General features: G+C 70.4%; 22 protein-coding genes. 2 read left to right on the top strand and 20 right to left on the bottom strand.

Going from position 1 to position 24,812, the window contains the following annotated elements:
• Positions 1-90 precede the first annotated feature (90 nt).
• The 19 genes from AB0C28_RS28130 to pgsA form a co-directional block, all read right to left on the bottom strand.
• Complete coding sequence (locus AB0C28_RS28130; RefSeq protein ID WP_358078574.1) at positions 91-609, bottom strand: adenine phosphoribosyltransferase; 519 nt, start codon at positions 607-609, stop codon at positions 91-93.
• Positions 610-956: 347 nt separating this feature from the next.
• Positions 957-1,952, bottom strand: a complete 996-nt coding sequence (gene secF, locus AB0C28_RS28125; protein ID WP_357851158.1) for a protein translocase subunit SecF — start codon at positions 1,950-1,952, stop codon at positions 957-959.
• A gap of 1 nt (position 1,953) precedes the next feature.
• A complete protein-coding gene (secD, locus tag AB0C28_RS28120; RefSeq protein ID WP_357851155.1) occupies positions 1,954-3,801 on the bottom strand; it encodes a protein translocase subunit SecD in 1,848 nt (615 codons plus the stop codon).
• Between the two features lie 43 nt (positions 3,802-3,844).
• Positions 3,845-4,237, bottom strand: a complete 393-nt coding sequence (yajC, locus tag AB0C28_RS28115) for a preprotein translocase subunit YajC (protein ID WP_357851152.1) — start codon at positions 4,235-4,237, stop codon at positions 3,845-3,847.
• 211 nt (positions 4,238-4,448) lie between these two features.
• A complete protein-coding gene (gene ruvB / locus AB0C28_RS28110) occupies positions 4,449-5,480 on the bottom strand; it encodes a Holliday junction branch migration DNA helicase RuvB (protein ID WP_357851149.1) in 1,032 nt (343 codons plus the stop codon).
• A 258-nt stretch (positions 5,481-5,738) separates the two neighbouring features.
• Complete coding sequence (ruvA, locus tag AB0C28_RS28105) at positions 5,739-6,359, bottom strand: Holliday junction branch migration protein RuvA (RefSeq protein WP_346108019.1); 621 nt, start codon at positions 6,357-6,359, stop codon at positions 5,739-5,741.
• A 723-nt stretch (positions 6,360-7,082) separates the two neighbouring features.
• Positions 7,083-7,613 carry a crossover junction endodeoxyribonuclease RuvC gene (gene ruvC, locus AB0C28_RS28100; protein ID WP_357851417.1) on the bottom strand — a complete coding sequence of 177 codons (531 nt, stop codon included), beginning with the start codon at positions 7,611-7,613 and terminating at the stop codon, positions 7,083-7,085.
• An 84-nt stretch (positions 7,614-7,697) separates the two neighbouring features.
• Positions 7,698-8,840, bottom strand: coding sequence for a GNAT family N-acetyltransferase (locus AB0C28_RS28095; RefSeq protein ID WP_358078571.1), 1,143 nt, complete (start codon positions 8,838-8,840; stop codon positions 7,698-7,700).
• Positions 8,841-8,851: 11 nt separating this feature from the next.
• Complete coding sequence (locus AB0C28_RS28090; RefSeq protein WP_358078568.1) at positions 8,852-10,723, bottom strand: hypothetical protein; 1,872 nt, start codon at positions 10,721-10,723, stop codon at positions 8,852-8,854.
• Positions 10,724-10,871: 148 nt separating this feature from the next.
• Complete coding sequence (locus AB0C28_RS28085; protein ID WP_357851139.1) at positions 10,872-11,624, bottom strand: YebC/PmpR family DNA-binding transcriptional regulator; 753 nt, start codon at positions 11,622-11,624, stop codon at positions 10,872-10,874.
• Between the two features lie 3 nt (positions 11,625-11,627).
• Positions 11,628-12,206: a pyridoxal 5'-phosphate synthase glutaminase subunit PdxT gene (gene pdxT, locus AB0C28_RS28080; RefSeq protein ID WP_358078565.1), complete on the bottom strand. Its 579-nt coding sequence runs from the start codon at positions 12,204-12,206 to the stop codon at positions 11,628-11,630.
• Between the two features lie 124 nt (positions 12,207-12,330).
• On the bottom strand, positions 12,331-12,768 hold the full coding sequence (locus AB0C28_RS28075; protein WP_358078562.1) for a MarR family transcriptional regulator: 438 nt from the start codon (positions 12,766-12,768) through the stop codon (positions 12,331-12,333).
• A 73-nt stretch (positions 12,769-12,841) separates the two neighbouring features.
• On the bottom strand, positions 12,842-14,521 hold the full coding sequence (locus tag AB0C28_RS28070; RefSeq protein WP_357851133.1) for an alkaline phosphatase D family protein: 1,680 nt from the start codon (positions 14,519-14,521) through the stop codon (positions 12,842-12,844).
• Positions 14,522-14,762: 241 nt separating this feature from the next.
• Complete coding sequence (gene pdxS / locus AB0C28_RS28065) at positions 14,763-15,701, bottom strand: pyridoxal 5'-phosphate synthase lyase subunit PdxS (protein ID WP_357851414.1); 939 nt, start codon at positions 15,699-15,701, stop codon at positions 14,763-14,765.
• Positions 15,702-15,818: 117 nt separating this feature from the next.
• Entirely contained in the window at positions 15,819-16,835 is a 1,017-nt protein-coding gene (locus AB0C28_RS28060; protein ID WP_357851130.1) for a DUF3048 domain-containing protein, read from the bottom strand.
• 62 nt (positions 16,836-16,897) lie between these two features.
• The gene (locus AB0C28_RS28055; protein ID WP_346108004.1) at positions 16,898-17,440 is read right to left on the bottom strand and encodes a hypothetical protein; all 543 of its coding nucleotides are present in this window, start codon (positions 17,438-17,440) and stop codon (positions 16,898-16,900) included.
• Positions 17,437-18,567 carry a glycosyltransferase family 4 protein gene (locus tag AB0C28_RS28050; protein WP_357851127.1) on the bottom strand — a complete coding sequence of 377 codons (1,131 nt, stop codon included), beginning with the start codon at positions 18,565-18,567 and terminating at the stop codon, positions 17,437-17,439. The genes AB0C28_RS28055 and AB0C28_RS28050 overlap by 4 nt, the downstream gene beginning before the upstream one ends.
• Positions 18,564-19,487, bottom strand: a complete 924-nt coding sequence (locus tag AB0C28_RS28045; RefSeq protein ID WP_357851124.1) for a phosphatidylinositol mannoside acyltransferase — start codon at positions 19,485-19,487, stop codon at positions 18,564-18,566. The genes AB0C28_RS28050 and AB0C28_RS28045 overlap by 4 nt, the downstream gene beginning before the upstream one ends.
• Positions 19,484-20,167 carry a phosphatidylinositol phosphate synthase gene (pgsA, locus tag AB0C28_RS28040; protein ID WP_357851121.1) on the bottom strand — a complete coding sequence of 228 codons (684 nt, stop codon included), beginning with the start codon at positions 20,165-20,167 and terminating at the stop codon, positions 19,484-19,486. The genes AB0C28_RS28045 and pgsA overlap by 4 nt, the downstream gene beginning before the upstream one ends.
• A gap of 146 nt (positions 20,168-20,313) precedes the next feature.
• Between pgsA and AB0C28_RS28035 the strand changes: the two genes are divergently transcribed.
• Both AB0C28_RS28035 and AB0C28_RS28030 read left to right on the top strand, forming a co-directional pair.
• Positions 20,314-22,452 carry an elongation factor G-like protein EF-G2 gene (locus AB0C28_RS28035; RefSeq protein WP_358078619.1) on the top strand — a complete coding sequence of 713 codons (2,139 nt, stop codon included), beginning with the start codon at positions 20,314-20,316 and terminating at the stop codon, positions 22,450-22,452.
• Between the two features lie 176 nt (positions 22,453-22,628).
• A complete protein-coding gene (locus AB0C28_RS28030; protein ID WP_358078559.1) occupies positions 22,629-24,143 on the top strand; it encodes a family 10 glycosylhydrolase in 1,515 nt (504 codons plus the stop codon).
• 63 nt (positions 24,144-24,206) lie between these two features.
• Here the strand turns inward: AB0C28_RS28030 and AB0C28_RS28025 are convergent, their stop codons facing one another.
• Positions 24,207-24,737, bottom strand: a complete 531-nt coding sequence (locus AB0C28_RS28025) for an HIT domain-containing protein (protein WP_346107995.1) — start codon at positions 24,735-24,737, stop codon at positions 24,207-24,209.
• Positions 24,738-24,812: the final 75 nt, after the last annotated feature.

The following is a 24,812-nucleotide window of genomic DNA, read 5'->3' as shown; positions in this document are numbered from 1 at the left end:
CACAGACTCCTCACGCAGTGACTCCTCACGTTCGAGTCCAGATCCCCCCAGTGTATCCAGGTGACGAACCTGGGCCGCCTCGGGCCGGGCTCAGACGATCACGAGGGAGTGCAGGTCCACTCCCGTCAGCCGGTCACGTCCTTTCAGGAAGGCGAGCTCCATCAGCACGGCGAGGCCGACGACCGTGGCTCCGGCCCTCTCCACGAGCTCGACGGCGGCCTTCGCGGTGCCTCCCGTGGCCAGCACGTCATCGACGATGAGCACCCGGTCGCCGGGCGTGAAGGCGTCACGGTGGACCTCGATGGTCGCGGAGCCGTACTCCAGATCGTAGGACTCTTCCAGGGTCGCGGCGGGCAGTTTCCCCTTCTTGCGCACCGGCACGAACCCGGCGCCCGCCCGGTAGGCCACCGGAGCGGCGAGGATGAACCCGCGGGCCTCGATCCCCACGATCTTGTCGACCTGGTGCAGCCCCGCCAGCTCGTCCACGACGGCCGCCATCACGACCGGGTCGGCCAGCAGCGGGGTGATGTCCTTGAACATCACGCCCGGCTGGGGATAGTCGGGCACGTCCCTGATGCGGTCCAGGATCATCGCGCTCAGCTCGGTCATCGTCGTCTTTCGCCTCTCTCAACCGGCCCTGTGCCGGGCACCATAGCCGGGCACCATGCCGGGCACCATGATGGTGCATTCCGGACCCCACCCCGAACCCGAGCACCCCTCAGAACGCCCTCAGCGGCCCGCGAGAACCCCTGAAGGCGCGCCATGGACTCAGAGTCCCGCGACGCGAGTGCCGGACCACACCCGCGCCCGGTGAGGACCTGGGCCCCGACCCTCAGCGCACCCAGCCTGGCAGACGAGCCACCCGGGCCCGCGGCTCGAACCGGCCGGGGACACGACGACGCCCTCACCCCGGTGCGGAGTGAGGGCGTCGTACGGGAGTCGTACGGGAGCTGCGGCTATCCCTTGGCTACGGCCGCGCTTTTGGAACTTTTGGACCCCTTGCCACCGCCGCTCGTGGAGGCGATCCTCCTGGCGATGGCCTGGTACTTCGGCTCGCGCTCCTTCAGCGTCACCAGCAGCGGCGTCGCCACGCACAGCGAGGAGTACGTACCGACGATCATGCCGACGAACAGGGCGAGCGACAGGTCCTTCAGCGTGCCCGCGCCGAGCAGCGTGGTGCCGATGAACAGGATCGCCGCCACCGGCAGGATCGCGACCAGCGAGGTGTTCAGCGACCGGATCAGCGTGTGGTTGAGCGCGTTGTTGGCCGCCATCGAGTACGTCTGCTTGGACGTGTGTCCCAGCTTGGCCGTGACTTCCTTGATCATGTCGAACACCACGACCGCGTCGTAGAGCGAATAACCGAGGATGGTCAGGAAGCCCAGCAGCGTCGCGGGCGTGACCTCGAAGCCCGACCAGGCGTAGATGCCGGCCGTGATGACGAGGTCGTGGACGAGCGCGACGATGGCGGCCAGGGCCATCTTCGGCTCGAACGCCATCGACAGGTACAAGATGATCGCCAGCATGAACACGGCCAGGCCGATCCAGGCCTTCTCCGAGACCTCACCGCCCCAGGACGCGCCGATCGACTGGATGTCGACCTGGTCGGTGGGGACGCTGTAGTCCTTCGCGATGGCGGTCTGCACCTGGTTCATGGTGCCTTCCGACAGCGCCTCGGTGGTGACCCGCCACCGGTCGCCGGCCGTCTGCACGATCGGCTGGTGCACGCCCTCCTCCTGGAAGGTCTCGCGCACCTGCTCGATGTTCGCGGTCGGCGCCTTGAAGGAGAAGACCGAACCGCCCCTGAACTCGACGCCCAGGTTGAGCCCGTTGATCAGGATTCCGGCCAGCGAGATGGCCAGCAGCAGGCCGGAGAGGCTGTACCACAGCCTCCACTTGCCGACGAAGTCGACATCGATCTCGCCGCGGTAGAGGCGACGCCCCAGTCCCATCTCAGGCCTCCTGCGGAGTGGTCGTGCGGCCGGTCGAGCCCGCCTCGCTCATGCGCTCGGCGTCGAGCCCGGACAGCGGGTGCCCCTTGGCGAAGAACTTCACCTTGGCCAGCATGGCGATGAACGGCTTGGTGAACAGGAACACCACCACGATGTCGATCAGCGTGGTCAGGCCCATCGCGAACGCGAACCCGGCCACACCGCCCACCGCCAGGAAGTACAGCACGATCGCGGCGATGAACATGACGGCGTCGGCGATCAGGATCGTGCGCCGGGCGCGGACCCAGGCCACCTCGACGGCCGCCCTGAGCGTCCGCCTGCCCTCCTTCATCTCATCACGTATGCGTTCGAAGTACACGATGAAGGAGTCGGCGGTGATACCGATCGAGACCACGAGGCCGATGATGTGCGGCAGCGAGAGCCGGAATCCGGCGTTGTGCCCGAGCACGACCACCGACGTGTACGTGATGACCGTGGCGACCACGAGACTCAGCACCGCCACGATGCCCAGGCCCCGGTAGTAGAGCAGGCAGTAGACGACCACGAGCCCGAGGCCGATGAGGCCCGCGACCAGGCCGCCCTCGAGCTGGTCCTGGCCGAGGGTCGAGGAGACCGTGTCGATCGAGCTGCGGTTGAACTTCAGCGGCAGCGCGCCGTACTTGAGCTGGTCGGCCAGGGTGGTCGCGGTGGCCTGGTTGAAGCCGCCGGTGATCTCGGCCCGGCCGCCGGGGATCGGGCCCTGGATGACCGGCGCGGTGATGACGACGCCGTCGAGCACGACCGCGACCTGGTTGCGCGGCTCGGGCGAGTTGAACGCGGTGGTGGTGAGCTTGCCCCACTCGCCCGCGCCCTTGCTCTTGAAGTCGAGCTGGACGACCCACTCGGTGGTGCCCTGGCGGACGCCCGCGGAGGCGGTGTCGATGTCGGTGCCGACGACCTTGGCGATGTCGAGGACGTACTTGTAGGAGCCGTCGGCTTCACAGCCGGCGAACTGCTTGTTGGGGTCGTCCTGGACGCCCTGGCCGCGGTTCTTCGGGTCGGCGCAGTCGAGCTTGTTGAACTGTGCCAGCACCGCGGGGTCGATCCCGGAGGTGTCGATTCCGGCGGCGTTGGGGTCTTGCGGCGGCGGCGTGCCGGTCTGACCGGTCGGGCTGGCCGTCGGCTTGCTGTCCTGGCCCTTCTTGTCCTGCTTCTGCCCGTTCTGCGTGCCCGTCGGCTCGGCCGACGGCTGCGCGGAACTCTGCGCGGACGGCTGGGCCGGGGGCGAGGTCGCGGGCGAAGGAGCGGTCAGAGCCGAAGACAGCGCCCTGCCCGTGGGCGAGGCGCTGGGTGTCGACGCGGACTGCGAGCTGGACGGCTTCCTGGCCGGCTGCGAGCCCGTGGCCCCAGCGGACGGGCTGGCCGACGGGCTCGCGGAGGACGAGGCGCTCGGCGTCGGCGCGTTGGTGGCCAGTTCCTGCGGAACCTGTGTGGCCGCAACGGCGAGCACCTGACGGAAGCGCAGCTCCGCGGTGGTCGCGACCAGTTTGACGGCCTCGTTCTGACCCACGCCCGGAATGGAGATGATGATGTTGTCGCCGGATTTGGCGACCTCTGCGTCGGAGATTCCGGTGCCGTTGACCCGATCGCGAATGATGTTGACCGCACGATCGAGGATCTCCTCGGGCGGCGACGCGTTGTTCAAGGTCACGGGCGACAGAGTCACCGTCGTACCGCCGGCGAGGTCGAGCCCCAGCTTGGGCGTGAACGCCTGCTGCAGGAACATCGTCCCGCCCAGGGCGAGGATGAGCGCCAGCAGCACCAGGAGCGTACGCCCCGGTCGGCTGTGGCGGCTGGTCGGTCGGGCCACTGGTCGTCGATTCTTTCAGATAGGGGTTTGTCGCAGAGCTTAGTCAGGACTGCTTGGTACTGGAGTCCTGGTCGCCGTTGCGCTCCACGGTGGCCTCGGACTCCTTCTTGCCCTCCTCGTCGAGCGCGGTCTCCTGCTCGACCGGCTCGTCATCGCTGGCCGGGGCGTCGCCAGGAGTGACGACGCGGCCGATGGCCGCCTTCACCCAACGGGTCTCGATCCCCGGCGCGACCTCGAGGATGACATCCTCATTGTCCACCGCGACGACCGTGGCGAACAGCCCGGTCGTGGTCATGACCCGCGCACCCGGAGCCAGCGAGTTCTGCATCTGGACCGCCTCTTGCTGCCGCTTGCGCTGAGGGCGGATCAGCAGGAAGTAGAACACCACCACCAGAAGAATCAGCGGCAGGATGCTTCCGAGTTGTCCCATGTCCATAAGGGGCGACCTTCCATTGTCGTACAAGAAGTTGACACCGGCCTCGCGCCGGAAATTCCGTGCGTTGCGTCGGGCCGCGCCGCTCAGCCCGTCAGCCTACACAGCCAGCCAAGCCACGGAGTGTAGGCGCTTGTTGCGAAACGCGGCAACGAGGCAGCGTTTCGGCGCGCGGGGAAGTTCCCAATTTGAAACGGTTGCAACCGTTCTGTAATCAGTCGAAAAGCGTAGCTCCGAACGCATCCGGCGGGGGTGTCATCCCGAGATGAGTCCACGCCGCAGCGGTGGCCACCCGGCCGCGCGGCGTCCTGGCCAGCAGACCTTGCCGGACGAGGAACGGCTCGGCCACCACCTCGACCGTCTCCGGCTCCTCCCCCACAGCCACCGCCAGCGTCGAGAGCCCCACCGGGCCGCCGCCGAACTTGCGCAGCAGCACGCCGAGCACCGCCCGGTCGAGCCGGTCAAGCCCTTCGGCGTCGACCTCGTACAAGTTGAGCGCCGCCGAGGCCACGTCGCGGTCGATGACGCCGTCCGCGCGCACGTCCGCGAAATCCCGCACCCGGCGCAGCAGCCGGTTGGCGATGCGGGGCGTGCCGCGCGAACGCCTGGCGATCTCGTGGGCGGCCTCGTCGGGGAGCACGACGCCGAGCAGCTTGGCCGAGCGGCGCAGCACCTGCTCCAGCTCGGCCGCCTCGTAGAAGTCCATGTGGGCGGTGAAGCCGAAACGGTCGCGCAGCGGCGCCGGCAGCAGCCCGGCCCTGGTCGTGGCGCCGACCAGCGTGAAGGTCGCGATCTCCAGCGGGATGGCGGTCGCCCCCGGGCCCTTGCCGACCACGATGTCGACCCGGAAGTCCTCCATGGCCAGGTAGAGCATCTCCTCGGCGGGCCTGGCCATCCGGTGGATCTCGTCGATGAACAGCACCTCGCCCTCGGTCAGCGTGGACAGGATCGCCGCGAGGTCTCCCGCCCGTTCGAGCGCGGGGCCCGAGGTGATCCTCAGCGGCGCGTTCAGCTCGGCCGCGATGATCATGGCCAGCGTCGTCTTGCCCAGGCCCGGGGCGCCGCTCATGAGCACGTGATCGGGCGGGCTCTCGCGGCGCAGGGCGCTTTCGAGCACGAGGGACAACTGCTCACGCACCCGGCCCTGGCCGATGAACTCACTCAGCCGCTTGGGGCGCAGCGCGGCCTCGATCTGCAACTCGTCGCCTCCGGCCGCAGGCGAAAGAATCTCCCTCTCAAAGTCCATCGCGCCCCACCCTCCCCTTCCACTCGGACCGGCCCTCAGCCGCCACGGCACTCAGATCGGCAACCCAGCCGACCCGTGGGGCGGCAGGCGTGACGCTGGAGTGGGCGGCGCGGTGGCAAGCGGTGCTTACAGGGGCTGGGTCGGCACATGCGACTCGCCCGCTCGCGACTGGTCGCCGGGTGACGGCGGCTTGCCCGGTGGCGGGGACCTGGTCTGGGGTGGGGACCTGCCCGGTGGCGGGGGCTTGTGGGGTGGGGGTCATCGGATGCTCAGGGAGCGGAGGGCGGACTTCAGGAGGGCGGCTATCTGGGGCTGGCGGCCGGCGGCCAGGTCGGCGTCGGCGTCGGGCTCCACGGCCGCGATGGCCTCGTCGGCGTCCTTGCTGGAGTAGCCCAGCCCCACCAGGCCGGAGTGGACCTGCTCGCGCCAGAGTGCCACCTTGCGCTCTCCGTTGATGGCGGCGTTGACGGCCTCCTCGGGCGTGCCGAGCCGGTCTTTGAGCTCCAGTACGATCCGCTGCGCCCCCTTCTGCCCGATTCCTGGCACCTGGGTGAGCGCCTTGAGGTCGGCGCTGGCCACGGCGACGCGCAGCGCGTTGGGCGTGTGGACGGCGAGCATGGCCAGGGCCAGCTTGGGCCCCACGCCGCTGGCCGTCTGCAGCAGCTCGAACACGGCCCGCTCATCGTCGGTGGCGAAGCCGTAAAGGGTGAGTGACTCCTCGCGCACCACCAGCGACGTGGCCAGGCGCGCCTCCTCGCCCATGCGGAGCGTGGCGAGCGTGCCCGGGGTGCAGTGGGTCAGGATGCCGACACCGCCCACCTCGATCACGGCTCCGTCGGGCGCTATCGCCGTCACCTTGCCCGCCACTGACGCGATCACGCCTTGCCTCCCGTCACCCACGCCGCCACGAAACGACTCCCGTCACCGGCGGTTTCGTCACCGGCTCGCGCCTGAGCGCACGCCGCGCCCCCGGCTCGAGTGGCAGCACGCCGCCGCCTCGGCCCGTGGGCCTCCACGACCGGTTCCCACATCTCACCACGGATCGCGCTCCCGGCACGCCACATCCCCCGGTGGATCGCTGAGAGCTGAGCGGGCTGAGGCGACGTTGTGACTGGTGAAGCCCGATGCGAGGGCCGACACGGAGGCGAGGGCCAGGGCGAAGAACGGACGGTGCGAGGCCCCAGGTGAAGCCCGGTGTGTGGCTCGGGGCCCAGCTTGGTGTGTGGCTCGGGATTGTGGCTGGTGTGTAGGTGGCATCGGTCTCGTGGCGCGGGACGCGGCGGGAACAAGTGGCGGCTTGCGAGGTGCCCGGGGCCGTTCACGAGACGGGCCCGGCCGGTACGTGTGCGCCGGTGCCACAAGACGGGCGCGACGGCCGCGCGCACGGCGGGACGGGGCTCGCGACGGCGCTGCGGCAGGCGGCCCGCTCGGCCTCCGGGCGGCGGATCATCAGCCGGCCTCTTCGCGGGCGGCACAGGTAGCCGGTCATAGGCGAAGGCCGCTGCGGGCGGCCCAGGAAGCCGGTCATAGGCGGGGGTCCTTGCGGGTGACACGGATAACCGGTCACCGGCGAAGGTCCTCGCGAGTGGCACGGGTGGCCGGTCATCGGCGGGTGTCCTTGCGGGTGGCGCGGGCGACGGCTTCGGCGAGGCGGTGTTGGGCGCCGCCGCGCCAGACGTGGCAGATGGCCAGGGCGAGGGCGTCGGCGGCGTCGGCGGGCTTGGGGATCTCGGTGAGCCGCAGCAGCCGGGTGACCATGGCGCCGATCTGTTTCTTGTCGGCCGTGCCGCTGCCCGTGATGGCCGCCTTGACCTCGGACGGCGTGTGCAGCGCCACGGGCAGGCCGCGCCGGGCCGCGCAGAGGACCGCGATGCCGGCTGCCTGGGCGGTGCCCATCACGGTGCGGACGTTGTGCTGGCTGAAGACGCGCTCGACCGCCACCGCGTCGGGGCGTACGTCGTCGAGCCACCGCTCGATCCCCGCCTCGATGCCGACGAGTCTGGAGCCGAGGTCCTCGTCGGCCCCGGTGCGGACCACCCCGACGGCCACCAGGGCCAGGGGCGCGCCAGGGCGCCCTTCGACGGCCCCGAGACCGCACCGGGTCAGCCCCGGGTCGACGCCCATCACCCGCACCGGCATGCCTCCAGAAAGACCAGAACACCTGTTCGGCAGGAGACTTTACTCCGGCGTGGGCGCGGGCGCATCGGGAAACGCGCGTCAGAAGTAGTCGAGCATGTACGGCCGGGCGGCGAAGGCCGCTTCAAGTGCCTGGTCATAGCGGTCATCTCCGGACATGAGACCGCTGAGACGCAGCGTGTAGGGCGGCACACCGGCGTACAGGGCGGAGAATCCGTTCACTGAGAGCGTGACGCCGGTGCCCTCGGCCGGCGTGGCCGTGCCGGATCCGCCGGAGATGTCCAGCCGCCACGTGCCCCCGCCCCTCGTCGGGTCGTCCACGGTGACGACGGCGTCGCAGGCCGCCTGCGCCGGGTAGCCCCTACGCTCGACCGCCGCGGCCACGTCCAGCACCCTGAACATCCACCGCGTCTCCGTGACCTTCTCCTTCGTCCGGTCGGGCAGCAGCCACAGCACCGGGTCGTCCGGCGCCACGGTGGCGACGACGTCACGGGCGATGGAGGACGCGCTGCCGACCATGGACCACAGGGCCCGCAGGGTGTCGGGCGAGGCGGCGACGAGGTTCTCGACCTCGATGTCGTCACCCTTCCAGCGGTAGATCACGTAACCGTCGTCGGCGAGGTAGAGGAAGTCGTCCTCGTCGGCCAGCCACAGGTCCCACGTCCGCTCGTCGTACGAGATGGGCCCGCTGGAGCGGGCGGCGGCGTGCGCGCGGTGCAGTACGGAGACGACGTGGCCGCCGTCGCCCGGCCCCATCCTGCGCAGCTTGACCGGGCCTGACGGGCGGATCCTGCGCAGCGACTCGGCGGGGAGCCTGACGGTCCGCATGGCTCCAGCGTGCTCGTAGCCGATCCCCCGGTAGATGGGCGTGGTGGCCGGGTAGAGCGCGGAGATCGCGTCGCCCAGCTCGGTCGCCCGGTCCATGACGGCCCGCATGATCCGGGTGCCGACGCCGCGCCCGCGGTCCTCGGGGTTGACGGTCACCCCCGCGATCCCGGCCATCGGCTGCGGCCTGCCGTGCCACCACTGCGTGAACTGGCGCAGCCGGGCCGCGGCGGCCAGCCGCGGGCCGTCGAACGCGCCCAGATAGCGGCCCTCGGCCAGGATCGGCAGCGTGGCCTGGCGCCACTTCTCCCTGTCGGCGGCGGGCAGGGGGCCGAACGACCGCCTGCGGACGTCGAGGACGTCGTCGAGGTCTTCGGGTGTTATGTCGCGAATTTCCACAATCAGCAAACCTACGCAGCGTCCGTACGTACCGGCGAACTGTTTGTCGTGATGGCGAGCCTGTCGAGGTAGAGGAGCTGCGCGGCCACGAGGGCGGCCAGCGCGACGGCGACCACGAGCAGCGGCGTGGCGGCGCCGAGGTCGGGGGTGCCCCCGGCGAAGGAGCCGAGCCGGTTCACCTGGCTGACCGGCGTGGTGAACAGGTCGGCCCGCTGCGCGACGAGCAGCGGCCAGCTGAGGTCGTGGGCGTTCACGAGGGTGACGCCGCCGGCCAGGATGCCCGCCATGGGGAGCGAGGGCAGCAGCACGCCGCCGAAGAAGTCGCCGCCGGAACGTTCGGACAGCCCCTTGCACAGGAGGGTCAGCACGAGCAGGGCGGGCACGCTCACCAGCAGCGGCGGGATCAGGGCGGGGAAGGAGTCGATGAGGCCGAGGTTGCGGGCGTTCTGCCAGTTGGCGACGCCGAGCGGGCCGGGGCCGACGAACAGCCAGGGGGCGAACGCCAGCAGCAGCCACTCGCTCCCCCGGCCGAGCGGGCGCAGGCCGCCGATGCCGAGCGCCGCGAGGTAGGCAACGCCCACGGACACGACGGCTCCCGCCAGGGCCGGCACCCAGGTGTTGACGTGGGTGGCCCAGGTCGAGGCCGGAGCGGACGGGGTGGCGAGCACGCCGTCGATCCACGGCCAGGACAGCAGCACCCAGGCGGCGGCGAAGATCAGCAGGGCGACCGCGCCGGCCGCCACCCATCCGGGCCCGGATGCACGCCGCCCGGCGAGGGCCGCACCGTACGCCCCGCCACCAGGAGCACCCGGCGATCCGTGAGACGTGGGCACGCCGGGCGGTGCGTCGTATGCGCCTCCGTAGGGTGCCGCCTCGCCGTGGGGACCGTGGGGATTGTGGGGTCGGTACGCGCCGCCGTGGGGGACGGCGGATTGGCCGTGCGGTGCGTACGCGCCGCCGTGGGCTGTGGCCTCGCCATGGGGTACGGGGTCGCCCTGGGGTGCCGGTACGCCCGAGGCGTAGGCCTTCCTGGCCGGTCCGCCCGGCGTGACGCGCGGCGTCACCGTGATGCGCAGCCGCGCGAGGACCACGACGAGCGTGGCGACGATGCCCAGCACGCCGAGGATCACCCCTGAGAGGGCCGCCACGGACGCGCCAGGGCCGAACCGGGCCATCCTGAAGGCGTAGTCGTACTGCAGGCCCGCCAGCGTCTCTGTGGCGTGCTGAGGGCCTCCGTGCGTGAGCACCATGCCGATGGAGAACGTCTGGATGCCGGTGGCGACGGTGGCGAGCGCGACGAGCGCGCCGACGGCGAGCGTCGCCGGCACGGCGGAGCCGCCGCGCAGAGCGGGCAGGTAGGCGAGCACGGCCAGCGCGCACACGACGCCGAACGTGGCGGCGGCGACGATGAGCCGCAGCGTCCACGGCGCGCTCTCAGGCTCGCGCAGCCCCTGGGCCAGCGCGGCCAGGCCGGAAGACTCGGGCGACAGCCCGCGCGTCCACGCGCCCGCGACGGCGACCGGCGAGAACGTGACCACGGCCAGCGAGAGCACGATCCGCCCCGCCCGCCTCGGCCAGGCGCCGGCCCGGTCGAGCGCCAGCGCCAGCAGCGGCGCCACCACCACGGCGACGAGCAGCGGGAGCAGGGTCAGCGAGAGCGTGAAGCTCAGCGCCCGCCAGAACGCGCCGTCGCCGAGCAGATCCGCGTAGTTGGCCGTCCCCGCGTAGGCGCTCTCCCGCATGAAACCGCCGCTCTGGAAACTGAGCCAGAGCGTCTGGACGGTCGGCAGGACCAGCGTGATGAGGGCGCCGAACAGCGCGGGCACGGCCAGAAGCCAGCCGAGCGCCGACAGGTTCGGCCGAGGCGGGTTGGGGGAAGTCACGTCGCCCGACCCTACTTCGCCCCGGCCCCGCACGCACGCCCGACAGACCGGTACTCAACGGGAGTCTCGGAAACAGGCCCGCGCGAACGCGTCCGAGCGCACCTGCACGTCCGAGCGCGAACGTACGGACGCAGGCGCCCCGGAGCGGTCAGTCGAGCGCCGCCAGCACCTCGTCCGAGACGTCGAAGTTGGCGAAGACGTTCTGCACGTCGTCGCTGTCCTCCAGCGCGTCGATGAGGCGGAACACCTTCTTGGCGCCCTCCTCGTCGAGCGGCACGCTCATCGTCGGCAGGAAGCTGGACTCGGCCGAGTCGTAGTCGATCCCGGCGTCCTGGAGGGCCTTGCGGACCGGCACCAGGTCGCCGGCCTCGGAGACGACCTCGAAACTGTCGCCGAGGTCGTTGACCTCCTCGGCGCCCGCCTCCAGCACGGCCATCAGCACGGTGTCCTCGTCGAGCCCGCCCTCCTTGGGCACGATCACGACGCCCTTGCGGTTGAACATGTAGGAGACGGACCCGGGGTCGGCCAGCGAGCCGCCGTTGCGGGTGAGCGCGACGCGGACCTCGGAGGCCGCGCGGTTGCGGTTGTCGGTGAGGCACTCGATGAGCACCGCGACGCCGCCGGGCGCGTAGCCCTCGTACATGATGGTCTGCCAGTCGGCGCCGCCGGCCTCCAGGCCGCCACCGCGCTTGCGCGCCCGCTCGATGTTGTCGTTGGGCACGGAGTTCTTCTTCGCCTTGAAGATGGCGTCGAAGAGGGTGGGGTTGGCGTCCGGGTCAGGGCCACCGGTCCGGGCCGCCACTTCGATGTTCTTGATGAGCTTGGCGAACAGCTTGCCGCGCTTGGCGTCGAGCGCGGCCTTCTTGTGCTTCGTCGTCGCCCATTTGGAGTGGCCGGACATTACCTAGAGCTCCCTCACCATGTCTACGAAGTAACGGTGCACGCGGACGTCCCCGGTGAGCTCGGGATGGAACGACGTCGCGAGCAACGGCCCTTGACGGACCGCGACGATCCTATCCCCAGGCTCGGCCCTGCCCAGCACATCGACGTCCGCGCCGACGGATTCGACCCAGGGCGCGCGAATGAAGACGGCGTGCACGCGCTGCCCGGCGAAGGTCAGGTCGGCCTCGAAGGAGTCGACCTGGCGGCCGAACGCGTTGCGCCTGACCACCATGTCGATGCCGCCGATGGTCTGCTGGCCCGCGACGCCGTCCTCGATCCTGTCGGCCAGCATGATCATGCCGGCGCAGGAGCCGTAGGCGGGCAGGCCCTCCTTGATGCGCATGCGCAGCGGGTCGAGCAGGTCGAACGTCTCGGCGAGCTTCCACATCGTGGTCGACTCGCCGCCGGGGATGACCAGCCCGTCGACCGCGTCCAGCTCGGCGGGGCGGCGCACGGCCACGGCCGTCGCGCCGGCCTCCTGGAGCATGCGCGCATGCTCGCGCACGTCCCCCTGGAGGGCGAGTACACCGATCGTGGGCACAGTCGATCCTTTCGTCCGGGTACGGGTTCCGACAATTCAACACCAGGACGGGCCGACGTCTTCCGCCAGGGCCGGTCACACAGGCCCACCGCAGCGCAATTCACTGGGCCGATCATTGGGCCGGTCACAAGCGGGGTTCGTCCCTGCGACCGAGTTTGGCCAGGACGGGCAGGGCGGCCGCGAGGGTGGCGCGCTCCTCCTCCGTGAGCGCCTCCAGCTCACGGGCGAGGCGCGCGATCCTGGCCTGGCGGACGGCGTGCAGCCGCTCGCGGCCCTCGGCGGTGAGCTCGACCGTCCTGACGCGCGCGTCGGCGGGGTCGGCGCTCCTGCTGACCAGGCCGGCCTCCTCCAGCCGGTTGATCTGGACGGTCATGGTCGGCAGCTGCACACCGTGCTCCTCGGCCAGCCCGGTCATGCGGCGCGGGCCGGGTTCGAGCGAGCCCATGACGCCGTACTGCTGGCTGGTGACGGGCTGGCCGGCGACGGTGCGCCTGAGCAGGAGGACCAGGTGGCGCAGCACCGTGGAGACGTGGCCGGCCAGCCGGGTGACGTCGTCGCTCATGCCACCAACCTAGATCTTCCTGAACGGGAAGGAGCCCGGCGCCAGGCCGGGCTCCCATGATCCACGCAGAGCGTTACGGCCGCTCGGTCTCCAGCCGGACCGTCTCCTCCGCCGTGATCTGCCGGCCGAGCCGGAGCGCCGGGTCGAGCGGACGCAGGTACGTCTGCTGGACCCCGGGCACCCGGTCCTCGATGACGAACGTGGCCCGGGTGTAGACGTCGGCGCCCGGCGTGCGGACCTGCGGCACGACCTTGAAGTCGGCCGCCATCTGGTCGCGCTCGATCGTCGTCAGCACGTACCCGCGCTGGTTGTTGTAGAACTTCAGGTGCGGGTTGATGGCCAGGAACGGGTGCGTCGCCGGGTCGGAGTCGGCCCCGTCGCCGCCCGTCGAGATCGAGGTGGCCACCAGCTCCGAGCCCACCGACGGCCCGGTCGGGTCGTCGTAGTCGAGCTTGAGGTCGCTGGCCCAGTGCGCGTGCACGTCGCCGGTGAGCACGACCGGGTTGCGCACCTGCGCGTCCACCCAGCCCTGGGTGATGCGCTGCCGGGAGGCGACGTAGCCGTCCCAGGCGTCCATCGAGGTGACCTTGGCGGGGCCGGCGTTGTTGTCGCGCTGGGCGAAGAAGACCTGCTGGCCCAGGATGTCCCACTGGGCGCGGGAGGCGCGGAAGCCGTCCAGCAGCCACTCCTCCTGCTCCGCGCCGGTGATCGAGCGGGCCGGGTCGACGGCGGCGGGGCAGTCGCGGTAGCCGTCGCCGCAGCCCTGGTCGTCGCGGTACTGGCGGGTGTCGAGCATGTGGAACGTGGCCATCCTGCCCCACCTGACCCGCCGGTAGAGCTGCATGTCGATGCCGCGCGGGATCGAGGTGCGGCGCAGCGGCATGTTCTCGTAGTACGCGCGGAAGGCGGCCTCGCGCCTGCTCAGGAAGTTCGGCTGGGGGACCTCGGGCTTCTCCGGCACCTCGTCGGCCCAGTTGTTGTCCACCTCGTGGTCGTCCCACACGACCAGCCACGGCGAGGCGGCGTGGGCGGCCTGGAGGTCGGGGTCGGACTTGTACTGGGCGTGGCGCTGGCGGTAGTTCGCCAGGGTCTCGGTCTCGGGGCCCTCGTGGTGGCGGACGTTGCCGCCGGGACTGTTGTAGGTGTCGCGGGTGTACTCGTACTGGTAGTCGCCCAGGTGCAGGATCACGTCGGGGCGCTCGGCGGCCAGGTGGCGGTAGCTGGTGAAGTAGCCGTGCTCGTACTGGGCGCAGGAGACGAAGGCCATGCTCAGGGCGCCGCCGTACGAGAGCGGGTGCGGGGCGGTGCGGGCGCGGCCGAGCGGCGATACGTACGGGCCGACGCGGAAGCGGTACCAGTACTCGCGGTCGGAGCTCAGCCCCGAGACCTCGACGTGGACGCTGTGGCCCCATTCGGGCGTGGCGACGCTCACCCCGGCGCGCACGACGCGGCGGGCGCGCTCGTCGGCGTACACCTGCCACTGCACGGGGAAGGGCCGCCCGGGCATGCCGCCGAGCCCGTCCTCGGCCATCGGCTGCTGGGCGAGCCTGGTCCACAGCACGAAGCCCTCGTGGTCGGGGTCTCCGCAGGCGACGCCGAGGGTGAACGGGTCGGTACGCAGCCCGCGCGAGGCCAGGCTCTGGGCCGTCTCGGCGGCGGGGTCGGGTTCGGCGTGCGCGGCGGTGGCCGGAACGGCCACGGCGGCGCCGGCCGCTAAACCGGTGACGAGGAAATGCCGGCGGTTGAGTGACATGCGGCGCTCCTGTGACGATCTTCGGGTGAGGGGACGTCCCGTAGCTTTACTGAAGATCATGACTACGTGGTGAACACCACACAACACGAAAAAGACGACATCCTTCGCGGATGCCGCCTTCTCCGGCGAAAATCGCCGTCAGCTGTGGCGCCCCCGAAAGGCCGGGCCATCGTGCTCCCGGCCTGCCGAGGATGATCGTCTCACGCGCGCAAGCCTGTGACCTGCAACGACGCGCCTGATGTCACCAGCCGCGCTCGGCCAGGCGGTGCGGCTGCGGGATCTCGTCGACGTTGATGCCGACCATGGCCTCGCCGAGGCCGCGGGAGACCTTGGCGATGACGTCGGGGTCGTCGTAGAACGTGGTGGCCTTGACAATGGCCGCCGCGCGCTTGGCCGGGTCGCCCGACTTGAAGATGCCCGAGCCCACGAAGACGCCCTCGGCGCCGAGCTGCATCATCATCGCCGCGTCGGCCGGGGTGGCGATGCCGCCGGCGGTGAACAGCACGACCGGGAGCTTGCCGGTCTTGGCGACCTCGGCGACCAGCTCGTAGGGGGCCTGCAGCTCCTTGGCGGCGACGTAGAGCTCGTCCTCCGGCAGCGAGGTCAGGCGCTTGATCTCGGCGCGGATCGTGCGCATGTGGGTGACGGCGTTGGAGACGTCGCCGGTGCCGGCCTCGCCCTTGGAGCGGATCATGGCCGCGCCCTCGGTGATGCGGCGCAGCGCCTCGCCCAGGTTGGTGGCACCACAGACGAAGGGCACGGTGAACTGCCACTTGTCGATGTGGTTGGCGTAGTCGGCCGGGGTCAGCACCTCGGACTCGTCCACGTAGTCGACGCCGAGCGCCTGCAGCACCCTGGCCTCGACGAAGTGGCCGATGCGGGCCTTGGCCATGACGGGGATCGACACGGCGGCGATGATGCCGTCGATCATGTCGGGGTCGCTCATCCTGGACACGCCGCCCTGCGCCCGGATGTCGGCGGGCACGCGCTCCAGGGCCATGACGGCGACCGCGCCGGCGTCCTCGGCGATCTTGGCCTGCTCAGGCGTGACGACGTCCATGATGACGCCGCCCTTGAGCATCTCGGCCATGCCGCGCTTGACGCGCGCGGTCCCGGTGACGGTTCCGGTGACAGTTCCGGTGGCTGGGGTGCTTTCTGGCGTGCTGCTGGACACGGTCATCCTCACGGGCTCTCACGGCGATTCGGTAAGTTATCAACCCCATCGTAGGTCCTGGAGGACCCCTCCCCCGACATGCCAAGATGTCAGGTTTTACCGCCGTACCTATACAGGTAGGCGCTAGGGGATGACGGGCTTGCGGCTGGCGAGCGCCACCCAGACCTGGCCGGGCGCGAAGTTCATCGGCTCGCCGCTCGGTGTGGTGAACGTCGTCCCCCCGTCCTCGGATTCCCGTTCCCACCTCGCCTTGTAAGCTTTGCCGTCGCGCAGCACGATCGCCGAGCCCTTGCCCGTGGTGTGCACGAGCGGCGTGTAGCTCTGGTTCTTGTCGTGGAACTCCGAGCGCTCGGTCTTGGTGTACTGCACCACGATCGTCGGCGCGCCGAGCTGGCCGCCCTCGGCGGCCATGTCCTTCTTCCCGTCCTGCCAGATCAGCCACTGCTTCTTCTCCGCCGACCAGGCGAAGGTGAAGCGCGCGGCGGGCCACTTGACGCTGTACGACTTGCGCTCGACCCCGCCCTCGGCCGGCGCGTCGCCGAAGGTGAAGCCGATGTCCTTGGCCTTGGTCGCCTTGGGCGCCTTGGCCAGCAGCTGCTTGGTGTTGGCGAAGAGGTTGTAGGGGGCGAAGCGGCCGGGCTGGCGGAAGTACGCGCCCGGGTTGCGGGTGTCGCCCACGTCGAACAGCGACGCCTCGGCGATGAACGGCAGCATCTTGGTCTGCGCGCCGGAGTAGGAGAAGGCCGGCTTGCCGAACTGGGGCGCGATGTGCAGGTCGGAGATGCGGGCGCTGCGTACGGGGCCCACCTTGGCGGGCAGCTTCGAGGAGAAGATCGCCATGAGCCGGGTCAGCCCCGCCTCGACCTGCTCGATGTAGACGATGTCCGCGCTCTTGAGCCCGAGCTGCGGCTTGCCCGCCGCGGTGTTCTCGATCTTCACCGCGAGGACCGGCCTGAGCCTCTCGTACGGCTTGCCGGTGAACGGGTGGGCGTTGACCTCCTCCGGCTCCTCGCTGGGCGCGGCGGAGGCGGCGGCCTGTGGCGCCTGCCCCGCGGCGGGCTCGTCGGAGGAGCAGGCCGAGACGGGCAGCAGCACGGCCGCTCCGGCCAGCCAGAACGTGATCACCCGGGGTAGCCGCACCTGTAACACTCCTCGCTTCAGCCCGAAATCGGTCTGAAGCTTACTGGCTTCCCCAAATTAGGTCATTCAGTTGCCATGGTCGCAGGCGGATTGTCATCAATCTCGAAGAATTGTGGGTATTCGGTGTGGCCGGCCAGGCGGAGCGTCCTGGCGAGCCAGCGGCGCTGCGCCGTCCGCGTGACACCGACGGCGTTGTTGTAGAAGCGGCGTGAGTAGACCACCTTGGCCACCGCCGCGTCGAGCTCTTCCAGCAGGTCGGGGCCGCCTGGCGCCTCGGAGAGCTTCTCCCTGAACCGCTCCTGGTCCACCGCCGCGCGCAGGGCCCGCGACAGGTCGCTCTCGGCGTGCTCGCGCTCCTCGGGGCCGGCCGTCCTGGCCTCGTGCGCGGCCGCGGCCAGGACCAGGGAGGTGGCGGGGTCGAGCAGGCGCGAGCCGGCCAGCTCCAGCACCACCGCCCGGCGCCGCATCAGCGCGGCGTCCAGCGACTCCTGGGCCAGCTCAAGCCGGATGTGCAGGCGGTCGAGCCGGCCCGCTCGCCAGGAGATGTAGACGGCCGTGAGCACGACGACGATGCCCACGATCAGCACGACCATGGTGGACGTCACAGGTCCTCCTCCACCCGTCCCGCGCCGCTCATGGTGACGGTCTCGTAGACGCGTACGACGTCGCGCGCCACCGTGGACCAGTCGTACTTCCTGACCGCCACCAGCGCCTCGGCCGCCAGCTTGGCCCGGCGTTCGGGCGCGCCGAGCAGCGCGGCGGCCTCGCGGGCCAGCGAGCCGGGATCGCCGTTGGTGAACAGCGCGCCCGCCTGCCCCTCGCCCAGAACCCGGCGGAAGGCGGGGATGTCGCTGGCCAGCACCGTCGCCCCCGACGCCATGGCCTCGGCCAGCACGATGCCGAAGCTCTCACCGCGCGTGTTGGGCGCGCAGAACACGTCCACGGAGTGGTAGGCGCGGATCTTGTCGGCCTCGCTCACCATGCCCAGCACCGTCACCCGGTCGTGGAAGGGCTTGCGCACCCGGTCGTAGACGTCCTTCGCGTCGCCGGGCCCGGCGATCAGCAGCTTCACCTCCGGGTGTTCCTCCGCCAGCGTGTTGAACGCGTCGAGCAGGATCGGCAGGCCCTTGCGCTCCTCGTCCATGCGGCCGAGGAAGCCCAGCGTGGTGCCGTCGGGGCCCCAGCCGTCGAGCGGCTCGGCCTCGGTGTAGCGGGAGACGGTGACGCCGTTGGGGATGAGCACGGTGTCGCCGCCGAACTGCTCGACCAGGCTCTTGCGGGCCGCGTCGGAGACCGCGATGCGCCCGCTGAGCTTCTCCAGGGCGCTGCGCAGCAGCGGCTCGGCCACCGCGATGGCCCGCGAGCGGGTGAACGAGGCGTGGAACGTGGCCACGATCGGCCCCTTGGCCGCCCAGCAGGCCAGCACGCCCAGGCTCGGGATCAGCGGCTCGTGGATGTGCAGCACGTCGAACTCGCCTGTGCGGACCCAGCGCCGCACCCGCGCCGCCGACAGGAAGCCGAACGACATCCTGGCCACCGACCCGTTGTACGGGACCGGGATCGCCCGTCCCGCGCCCGTCACATAAGGGGGCAGCTCGTCGTCGTCGGCCGCCGGCGCGATCACCGACACCTCGTGGCCCTGCGCGATGAGCGCCTGGGCCAGGTCGTCGATGTGCTGCTTGACCCCGCCCGGCATGTCCCACGAATAAGGGCAGACGATGCCGACCCTCATCGCGGATCCCGGCCGGGTGGCAGGTCGTCGAGCCAGAGGCGCTGCAGCATGTGCCAGTCTTCTGGGTGCTCGGAGATGCCCTTCTCGAACACGTCGGCCAGGTGCTGGGCCACCGCCGCGACCTTCTCCTGCCTGGCGCCCTCCTCGGGGACGGGCACCTCCTCGTGGATGTGGATGCCCCAGTCGGCGCCGACGAAGTAGACGGTGGCGGGCAGCAGCGCCGCGCCCGTCTGCACGGCCAGCAGCGGCGGCCCCGCGGGCATCTTGGTGGCCGCGCCGAAGAAGCGCACCTCCACGCCGCTCTTGGTCAGGTCGCGCTCGGCCGGCAGGCAGACCACGCCGCCCTTGCGCACCCGCGTGGCCAGGGTGCCGAAGTTGTGCCCGTCGCCGCCGGTGAGCGGCAGCACCTCCATGCCGAGGCCCTCGCGGAAGGCGACGTAACGCTTGAACAGCGACTCGGGCTTGAGCCGCTCGGCCACGGTGGTGAACGGATGGCCCACGCCCACCAGCCACGCCCCCGCCTGGTCCCAGTTGCCCATGTGCGGCAGCGCTAAGACCACCCCGCGCCCGGCGGCCACGTTGTCGTGGACGTGCTCGGCCCCGATGACGTGGGTGCGGCGCACGACCTCCTCGCGCGGCATCGACGGCAGCCGGAAGATCTCGTGGAAGTAGCGGAAGTAGGAGCGCATGCCCGCCCGGCCCAGCTCGCGCAGCTCCCGGCTGCCGGGATCGAGGCCGGTCACCCGGCTCAGGTTGGACTCCAGCCTGCGCACCGACTTGCCCTGCCGGGCCCAGACGCGGTCGGCCAGGAAGCGGAAGACGGCGGCGGTCGGGCGCTCGGGCAGCAGCGGCACGAGCTTCCATCCTGCCGCGAACCCGGCGGCCACCACCCGGTCGCCGAAGGACACCCGTTCGCTCATCTCTCCCCCATCTCGTCGCGCGCCGTGTCTTGATTCTCCTCGCCGGCGTCGCGTCCGGGCGTGTCGCGCGTCTGCCGGTGGACTTCCAGCACGCGCTGCCCCACGGTGATCACGCTGGCCGCCGCGAGCAGCCACATGCCGACCGGCAGCACGTACGGGACCCCCAAGCCGGCGAGGAAGGCCGCCACCAGCACCACCACCAGCCGCTCAGGCCGCTCGGCCAGCCCGACGTCGGCCGTGAGCCCGAGCCCCTCGGCCCTGGCCTTGGCGTAGGAGACGATGGCCCCCGCGATCAGGCACAGCAGCCCCACCGCGGCCATCAGGACGTCGCCGGCCCCGATGAAGTAGAGGATCAGGCCGGCGAAGATGGCCGCGTCGGCGACCCGGTCGAAGGTGGAGTCGAGGAAGGCTCCCCAGGTGCTGCCGCCCTTGCCGCCGAGCCGGGCCACCACGCCGTCGAGCAGGTCGAACAGCACGAAGACGGTGATGACGAGGGCCCCTGCGGTGAGCAGGCCCAAAGGGAAGAAGAGCAGGGCCGACACGACGGTGCCGAGGGTGCCGACCGCCGTGACGGCGTTGGGGCCGATCCCGCGGCCCACGAGGGCCCTGCCCAGCGGGGTGAGTATCCGGGTCATGACCGGGCGCAGGAGTTTGAGCATCGCGGTCCGATCGTAGGCCATGACTCGCCTGAGGACTTTCTTTGCCTCGCCCCCCTTGTGATATCCGCCACACGGGTATTTGGTGAACACACCGCGTCCATGCGGTTTCGTTCACCCTCCGCGCGGGCGCGGCGTTGGCTTACGGTCCGACGACGCGGGAGGCGATGGTGGCGGAAAGACACTCAGGCGGGGCTGTGGGAGCCGCGGGCAGGGCACCCGCGGCCGACAGGGCGGATGCGATACGCAATGTCGTGCTGGTCGGCCACTCAGGAGCGGGCAAGACGACCCTCGTCGAGCAGCTGCTGGCCGCGACGGGCACCGTTCAGCGCCCGGGACGCGTGGAGGACGGCAACACGGTCAGCGACTTCGACGAGGTCGAGGTCCGGCAGCAGCGCTCGGTCAACCTGGCCGTGGCGCCCCTCGTGCACAACGGCATCAAGATCAATCTCCTGGACACGCCGGGGTACGCGGACTTCGTCGGCGACCTGCGGGCCGGGCTGCGCGCGGCCGACGCCGCGCTGTTCGTCGTGCCGGCCTCCGACGGGGTCGACGGGCTCACCCAGATGTTGTGGGAGGAGTGCGCCCAGGTCGGCATGCCGCGCGCGGTCGTGATCACCAAGATCGACCACCAGCGGGCCGACTTCGACGAGGTGCTGACCACCTGCCAGGACGTTTTCGGCGACGGCGTCGCGCCGCTCTATCTCCCGGTGATCACCAACGGTCACGTCAACGGGCTGATCGGGCTGCTGACGCAGAAGTTCTACAACTACGCCACCGGCGAACGCACGGTGAAAGACCCGGGCTCGGAGTACGAGGCCCAGATCGAGGCGTACCGAGGCTCGCTGATCGAAGGGATCATCCAGGAGAGCGAGGACGAATCGCTCATGGAGCGATATCTCGAAGGTGAGCCCATCGACACCAAGGTCCTCATCGAGGACCTGGAGAAGGCCGTCGCACGCGGCAGCTTCTACCCGGTGCTCTGCAGCGGGCTCGGCGTGGGCGCACAGGAAGTGCTCGAACTCATGACGCAGGGCTTCCCCTCCCCCCTCGAACATCCCATGCCGGAGATCACCGATCTGTCCGGCAAGCCGGTCAAGGGCATCACGTGCGACCCCGACGGCCCGCTCGTGGCGGAGGTCGTCAAGACCACCAGCGACCCGTACGTGGGCCGCATCAGCCTCGTACGCGTCTTCTCCGGCACCCTGCGCCCCGACATGACCGTGCACGTGTCCGGCCACGGCCTGGCCGAGCGCGGCCACGAGGACCACGACGTGGACGAGCGCATCGGCACCCTGACCTGCCCGCTGGGCAAGCAGCAGCGCGGCGCGGCCAAGGGCATGGCCGGCGACATCGTGGCCGTGGCCAAGCTGTCGCGGGCCGAGACCGGCGACACGCTCTCCGAGGTGGAGCGCCCGCTGCTCATGACGTCGTGGGACATGCCCGACCCGCTCCTGCCCGTCGCGATCAGGGCCAAGTCCAAGGCCGACGAGGACAAGCTGTCGCAGGCCCTCGGCCGGCTGGTGGCCGAGGACCCGACGCTGCGGCTGGAGAACAACGCCGAGACGCGCCAGCTCGTCCTGTGGTGCATGGGCGAGGCGCACACCGACGTGCTGCTCGACCACCTGGCCAAGCGGCACGGCGTGGAGGTCGAGCGGATCGACCTGCGGGTGCCGCTGCGTGAGACGTTCGGCGGCAAGTGCCAGGCGATGGGCCGCAACGTCAAGCAGACCGGCGGCCACGGCCAGTACGCCATCTGCCACCTGGAGGTCGAGCCGCTGCCGTCCGGCGGGGGCTTCGAGTTCGTGGACAAGATCGTCGGCGGCGTGGTGCCCCGGCAGTTCATCCCGTCGGTGGAGAAGGGCGTGCGGGCCCAGATGGAGCGCGGCGTCGTCGCCGGCTATCCGATGGTGGACGTGCGCGTCACCCTCTACGACGGCAAGGCCCACTCGGTCGACTCCTCCGACATGGCCTTCCAGATCGCGGGCCAGCTCGCGCTCAAGGAGGCGGCGTCCAAGGTCTCGACGCTGCTGCTCGAGCCGGTGGACGAGCTGTCGGTGCTGGTGGCCGACGACTACGTCGGGTCGGTGATGTCCGATCTGTCCTCGCGGCGCGGGCGCGTGCTCGGCACCGAGCCGGTCGGCACCGGCCGTACCCTCGTCAAGGCCGAGGTGCCCGAGCTGGAGATAACGCGGTACGCGATCGACCTGAGATCCATGTCACACGGCACCGGGACGTTCCACCGGACGTTCCTGAGGTACGAACCGCTGCCGCCGAACCTCGCGAGCAAGGTGGCCACCGGGGATTGAGGCCCGTGGAGGAGCCGGGAGGGCTTCGTCCCTCCCGGCACACCAATCACCAAATATCTCAAAAACATCACGAGTTGATTTCGGTTTTCCGTCCCGAGCACGCCTGAGCAGGTGTCACACTGGGTGGCACTATGCCAACTGGACGCCCACTCCTAGCCGCTGCTGCACTCGCGGTGGTGACCACCACCGCCGCCTACTACTTCGGCCCCGGTGCCGGGGCGAGTCCCGCAGCGAGCGAGAAGAAGACGGCCACCGCCGCACCCGCAGCGGCCTGCACGGCCGACGCCGACCATCCCAAGCGCGAGCTGCGCGGGGTGTGGATCGCCACCACCCAGAACATCGACTGGCCCTCCAAGGCCGGTCTCAGCGCGGACCGGCAGAAGGCCGAGTACGTCAAGATCCTCGACAGCGCCGCCAGACGCAACCTCAACGCGGTGTTCGTCCAGGTACGACCGGCCTCCGACGCGCTCTACAAGTCCTCGCTGGAGCCCTGGTCGCAGTACCTGACCGGCACGGCCGGCAAGGACCCGGGCTGGGATCCGCTGCCGTTCCTCATCGACGAGGCGCACAAGCGCGGCATGGAGTTCCACGCCTGGTTCAACCCCTACCGCGCCTCCTACGGCGCCAGCACCGCCGAACTGCCCGCCGGCCACCCGGCGCGCAAGCACCCCGACTGGACGATCAAGTACGGCGGCCGCCTCTACTACAACCCGGGCCTGCCGGCCGTGCGCGAGCACGTGACCAAGGTCATCACCGACGTGGTCGACCGCTACGACGTCGACGGCGTGCACTTCGACGACTACTTCTACCCCTACCCCGTGGCGGGGGCGAAGTTCGACGACGGCGCCGCGTTCCGCAAGTACGGCAAGGGCGCCAAGCTCGCCGAATGGCGCCGCGGCAACGTCAACACGCTGGTGGCCGAGGTCGACAAGGCGGTGCACCGGGCCAAGGGCCACGTCAAGTTCGGCATCAGCCCGTTCGGCATCTGGCGCAACAAGTCCAACGACCCGACCGGCTCCAGCACGTCGGGGATGTCCGCGTACGACTCGATCTACGCCGACGCCCGCGAGTGGATCAAGTCGGGCACCGTCGACTACGTGCTGCCGCAGCTCTACTGGCCGCGCGGCCACAAGCTGGCCGACTACACCACGCTGGCACGCTGGTGGTCCGGCGAGGTCAAGGGCACCGACGTGCAGCTCTACATCGGTCACGGCCTCTACCGGGTCGGCTCCACGGACGACAAGACCTGGACCAAGCCGGGCGAGCTGTCCGGCCAGGTGGGCGTCAACCGCGCCGGCAAGCAGATCGACGGCTCCGTCTACTTCAGCGCCAAGCAGTTGCTGACCAACCCGCTCAAGGCGATGGACCGGGTCGCCAAGGCCCACTACAGCCGCCCGGCGCTGCAGCCGCTGAACAAGAGCCTCGGCGGCCAGGCTCCTCCGGCTCCCGCCGGAGCCAAGGCGTCAGGCGCCCGGCTGTCCTGGACGCCGTCCGCGGGGGCGCGTGCCTACGCGGTCTACCAGGTGCCCAAGTCCGGCAAGGACTGCCACACCACCGACGCGCGCAACCTGGTGGCCGTGGTGAGCGATCCGTCGTACGCGGTCAAGTCGGCCGGGACCTACCTGGTGACCTCGCTCGACCGGCTGCACCACGAGAGCAAGGCGGTCAAGGTGAAGGTAGACGCGGTCTGACGGCCGCCTGCCGACGCGAAAAAGGGCCGGTCCGTGACGGACCGGCCCTTTTTCATGCCGTCGTCAGCCCCAGGCGTCGGCGAGGAGCTGACGGGTGTCGCGCAGCAGTTGCGGCAGGACCTTGGTCTGGGCCACGACCGGCATGAAGTTCGTGTCGCCGCCCCACCTGGGCACCACGTGCTGGTGCAGGTGGGCGGCGATGCCCGCGCCGGCGACCTGGCCCAGGTTCATCCCGACGTTGAAGCCCTGCGCGCCGCTGGCCTTGCGCAGCGCCCGCACCGACTCCTGGGTGAAGGCCCCCAGCTCGGCCACCTCCGCCGCGTCCAGCTCGTCGTAGCCGGACACGTGCCGGTAGGGCACGACCATCAGATGACCCGAGTTGTACGGATAGAGGTTGAGCACGGCGTAGACGGACTCGCCCCGCTTGACGATCAGGCCGTCCTCGTCGCTCATCTTGGGGATCGCGTCGAACGGGCAGCCGTCGCCGGGCCCGGTGCCGGTCGGCTTGTTCTCGCCCTTGATGTAGGCCATGCGATGCGGGGTCCACAGACGCTGGAAGTTGTCGGGGGACCCTGCCCCTGCCTGATCGTGCATAACTAGCAGCATAGGACCCCGGACAAACGAGGGGTCCTTCCGGCACAATCCTGAGCACCCCCAACAGGAGGCCGC

Source organism: Nonomuraea sp. NPDC048892 (assembly GCF_040649735.1).
Classification (GTDB): domain Bacteria; phylum Actinomycetota; class Actinomycetes; order Streptosporangiales; family Streptosporangiaceae; genus Nonomuraea; species Nonomuraea maheshkhaliensis.
Note: the sequence above shows the minus strand (reverse complement) of the source record. Positions and strands in the feature narration are given on the sequence as shown.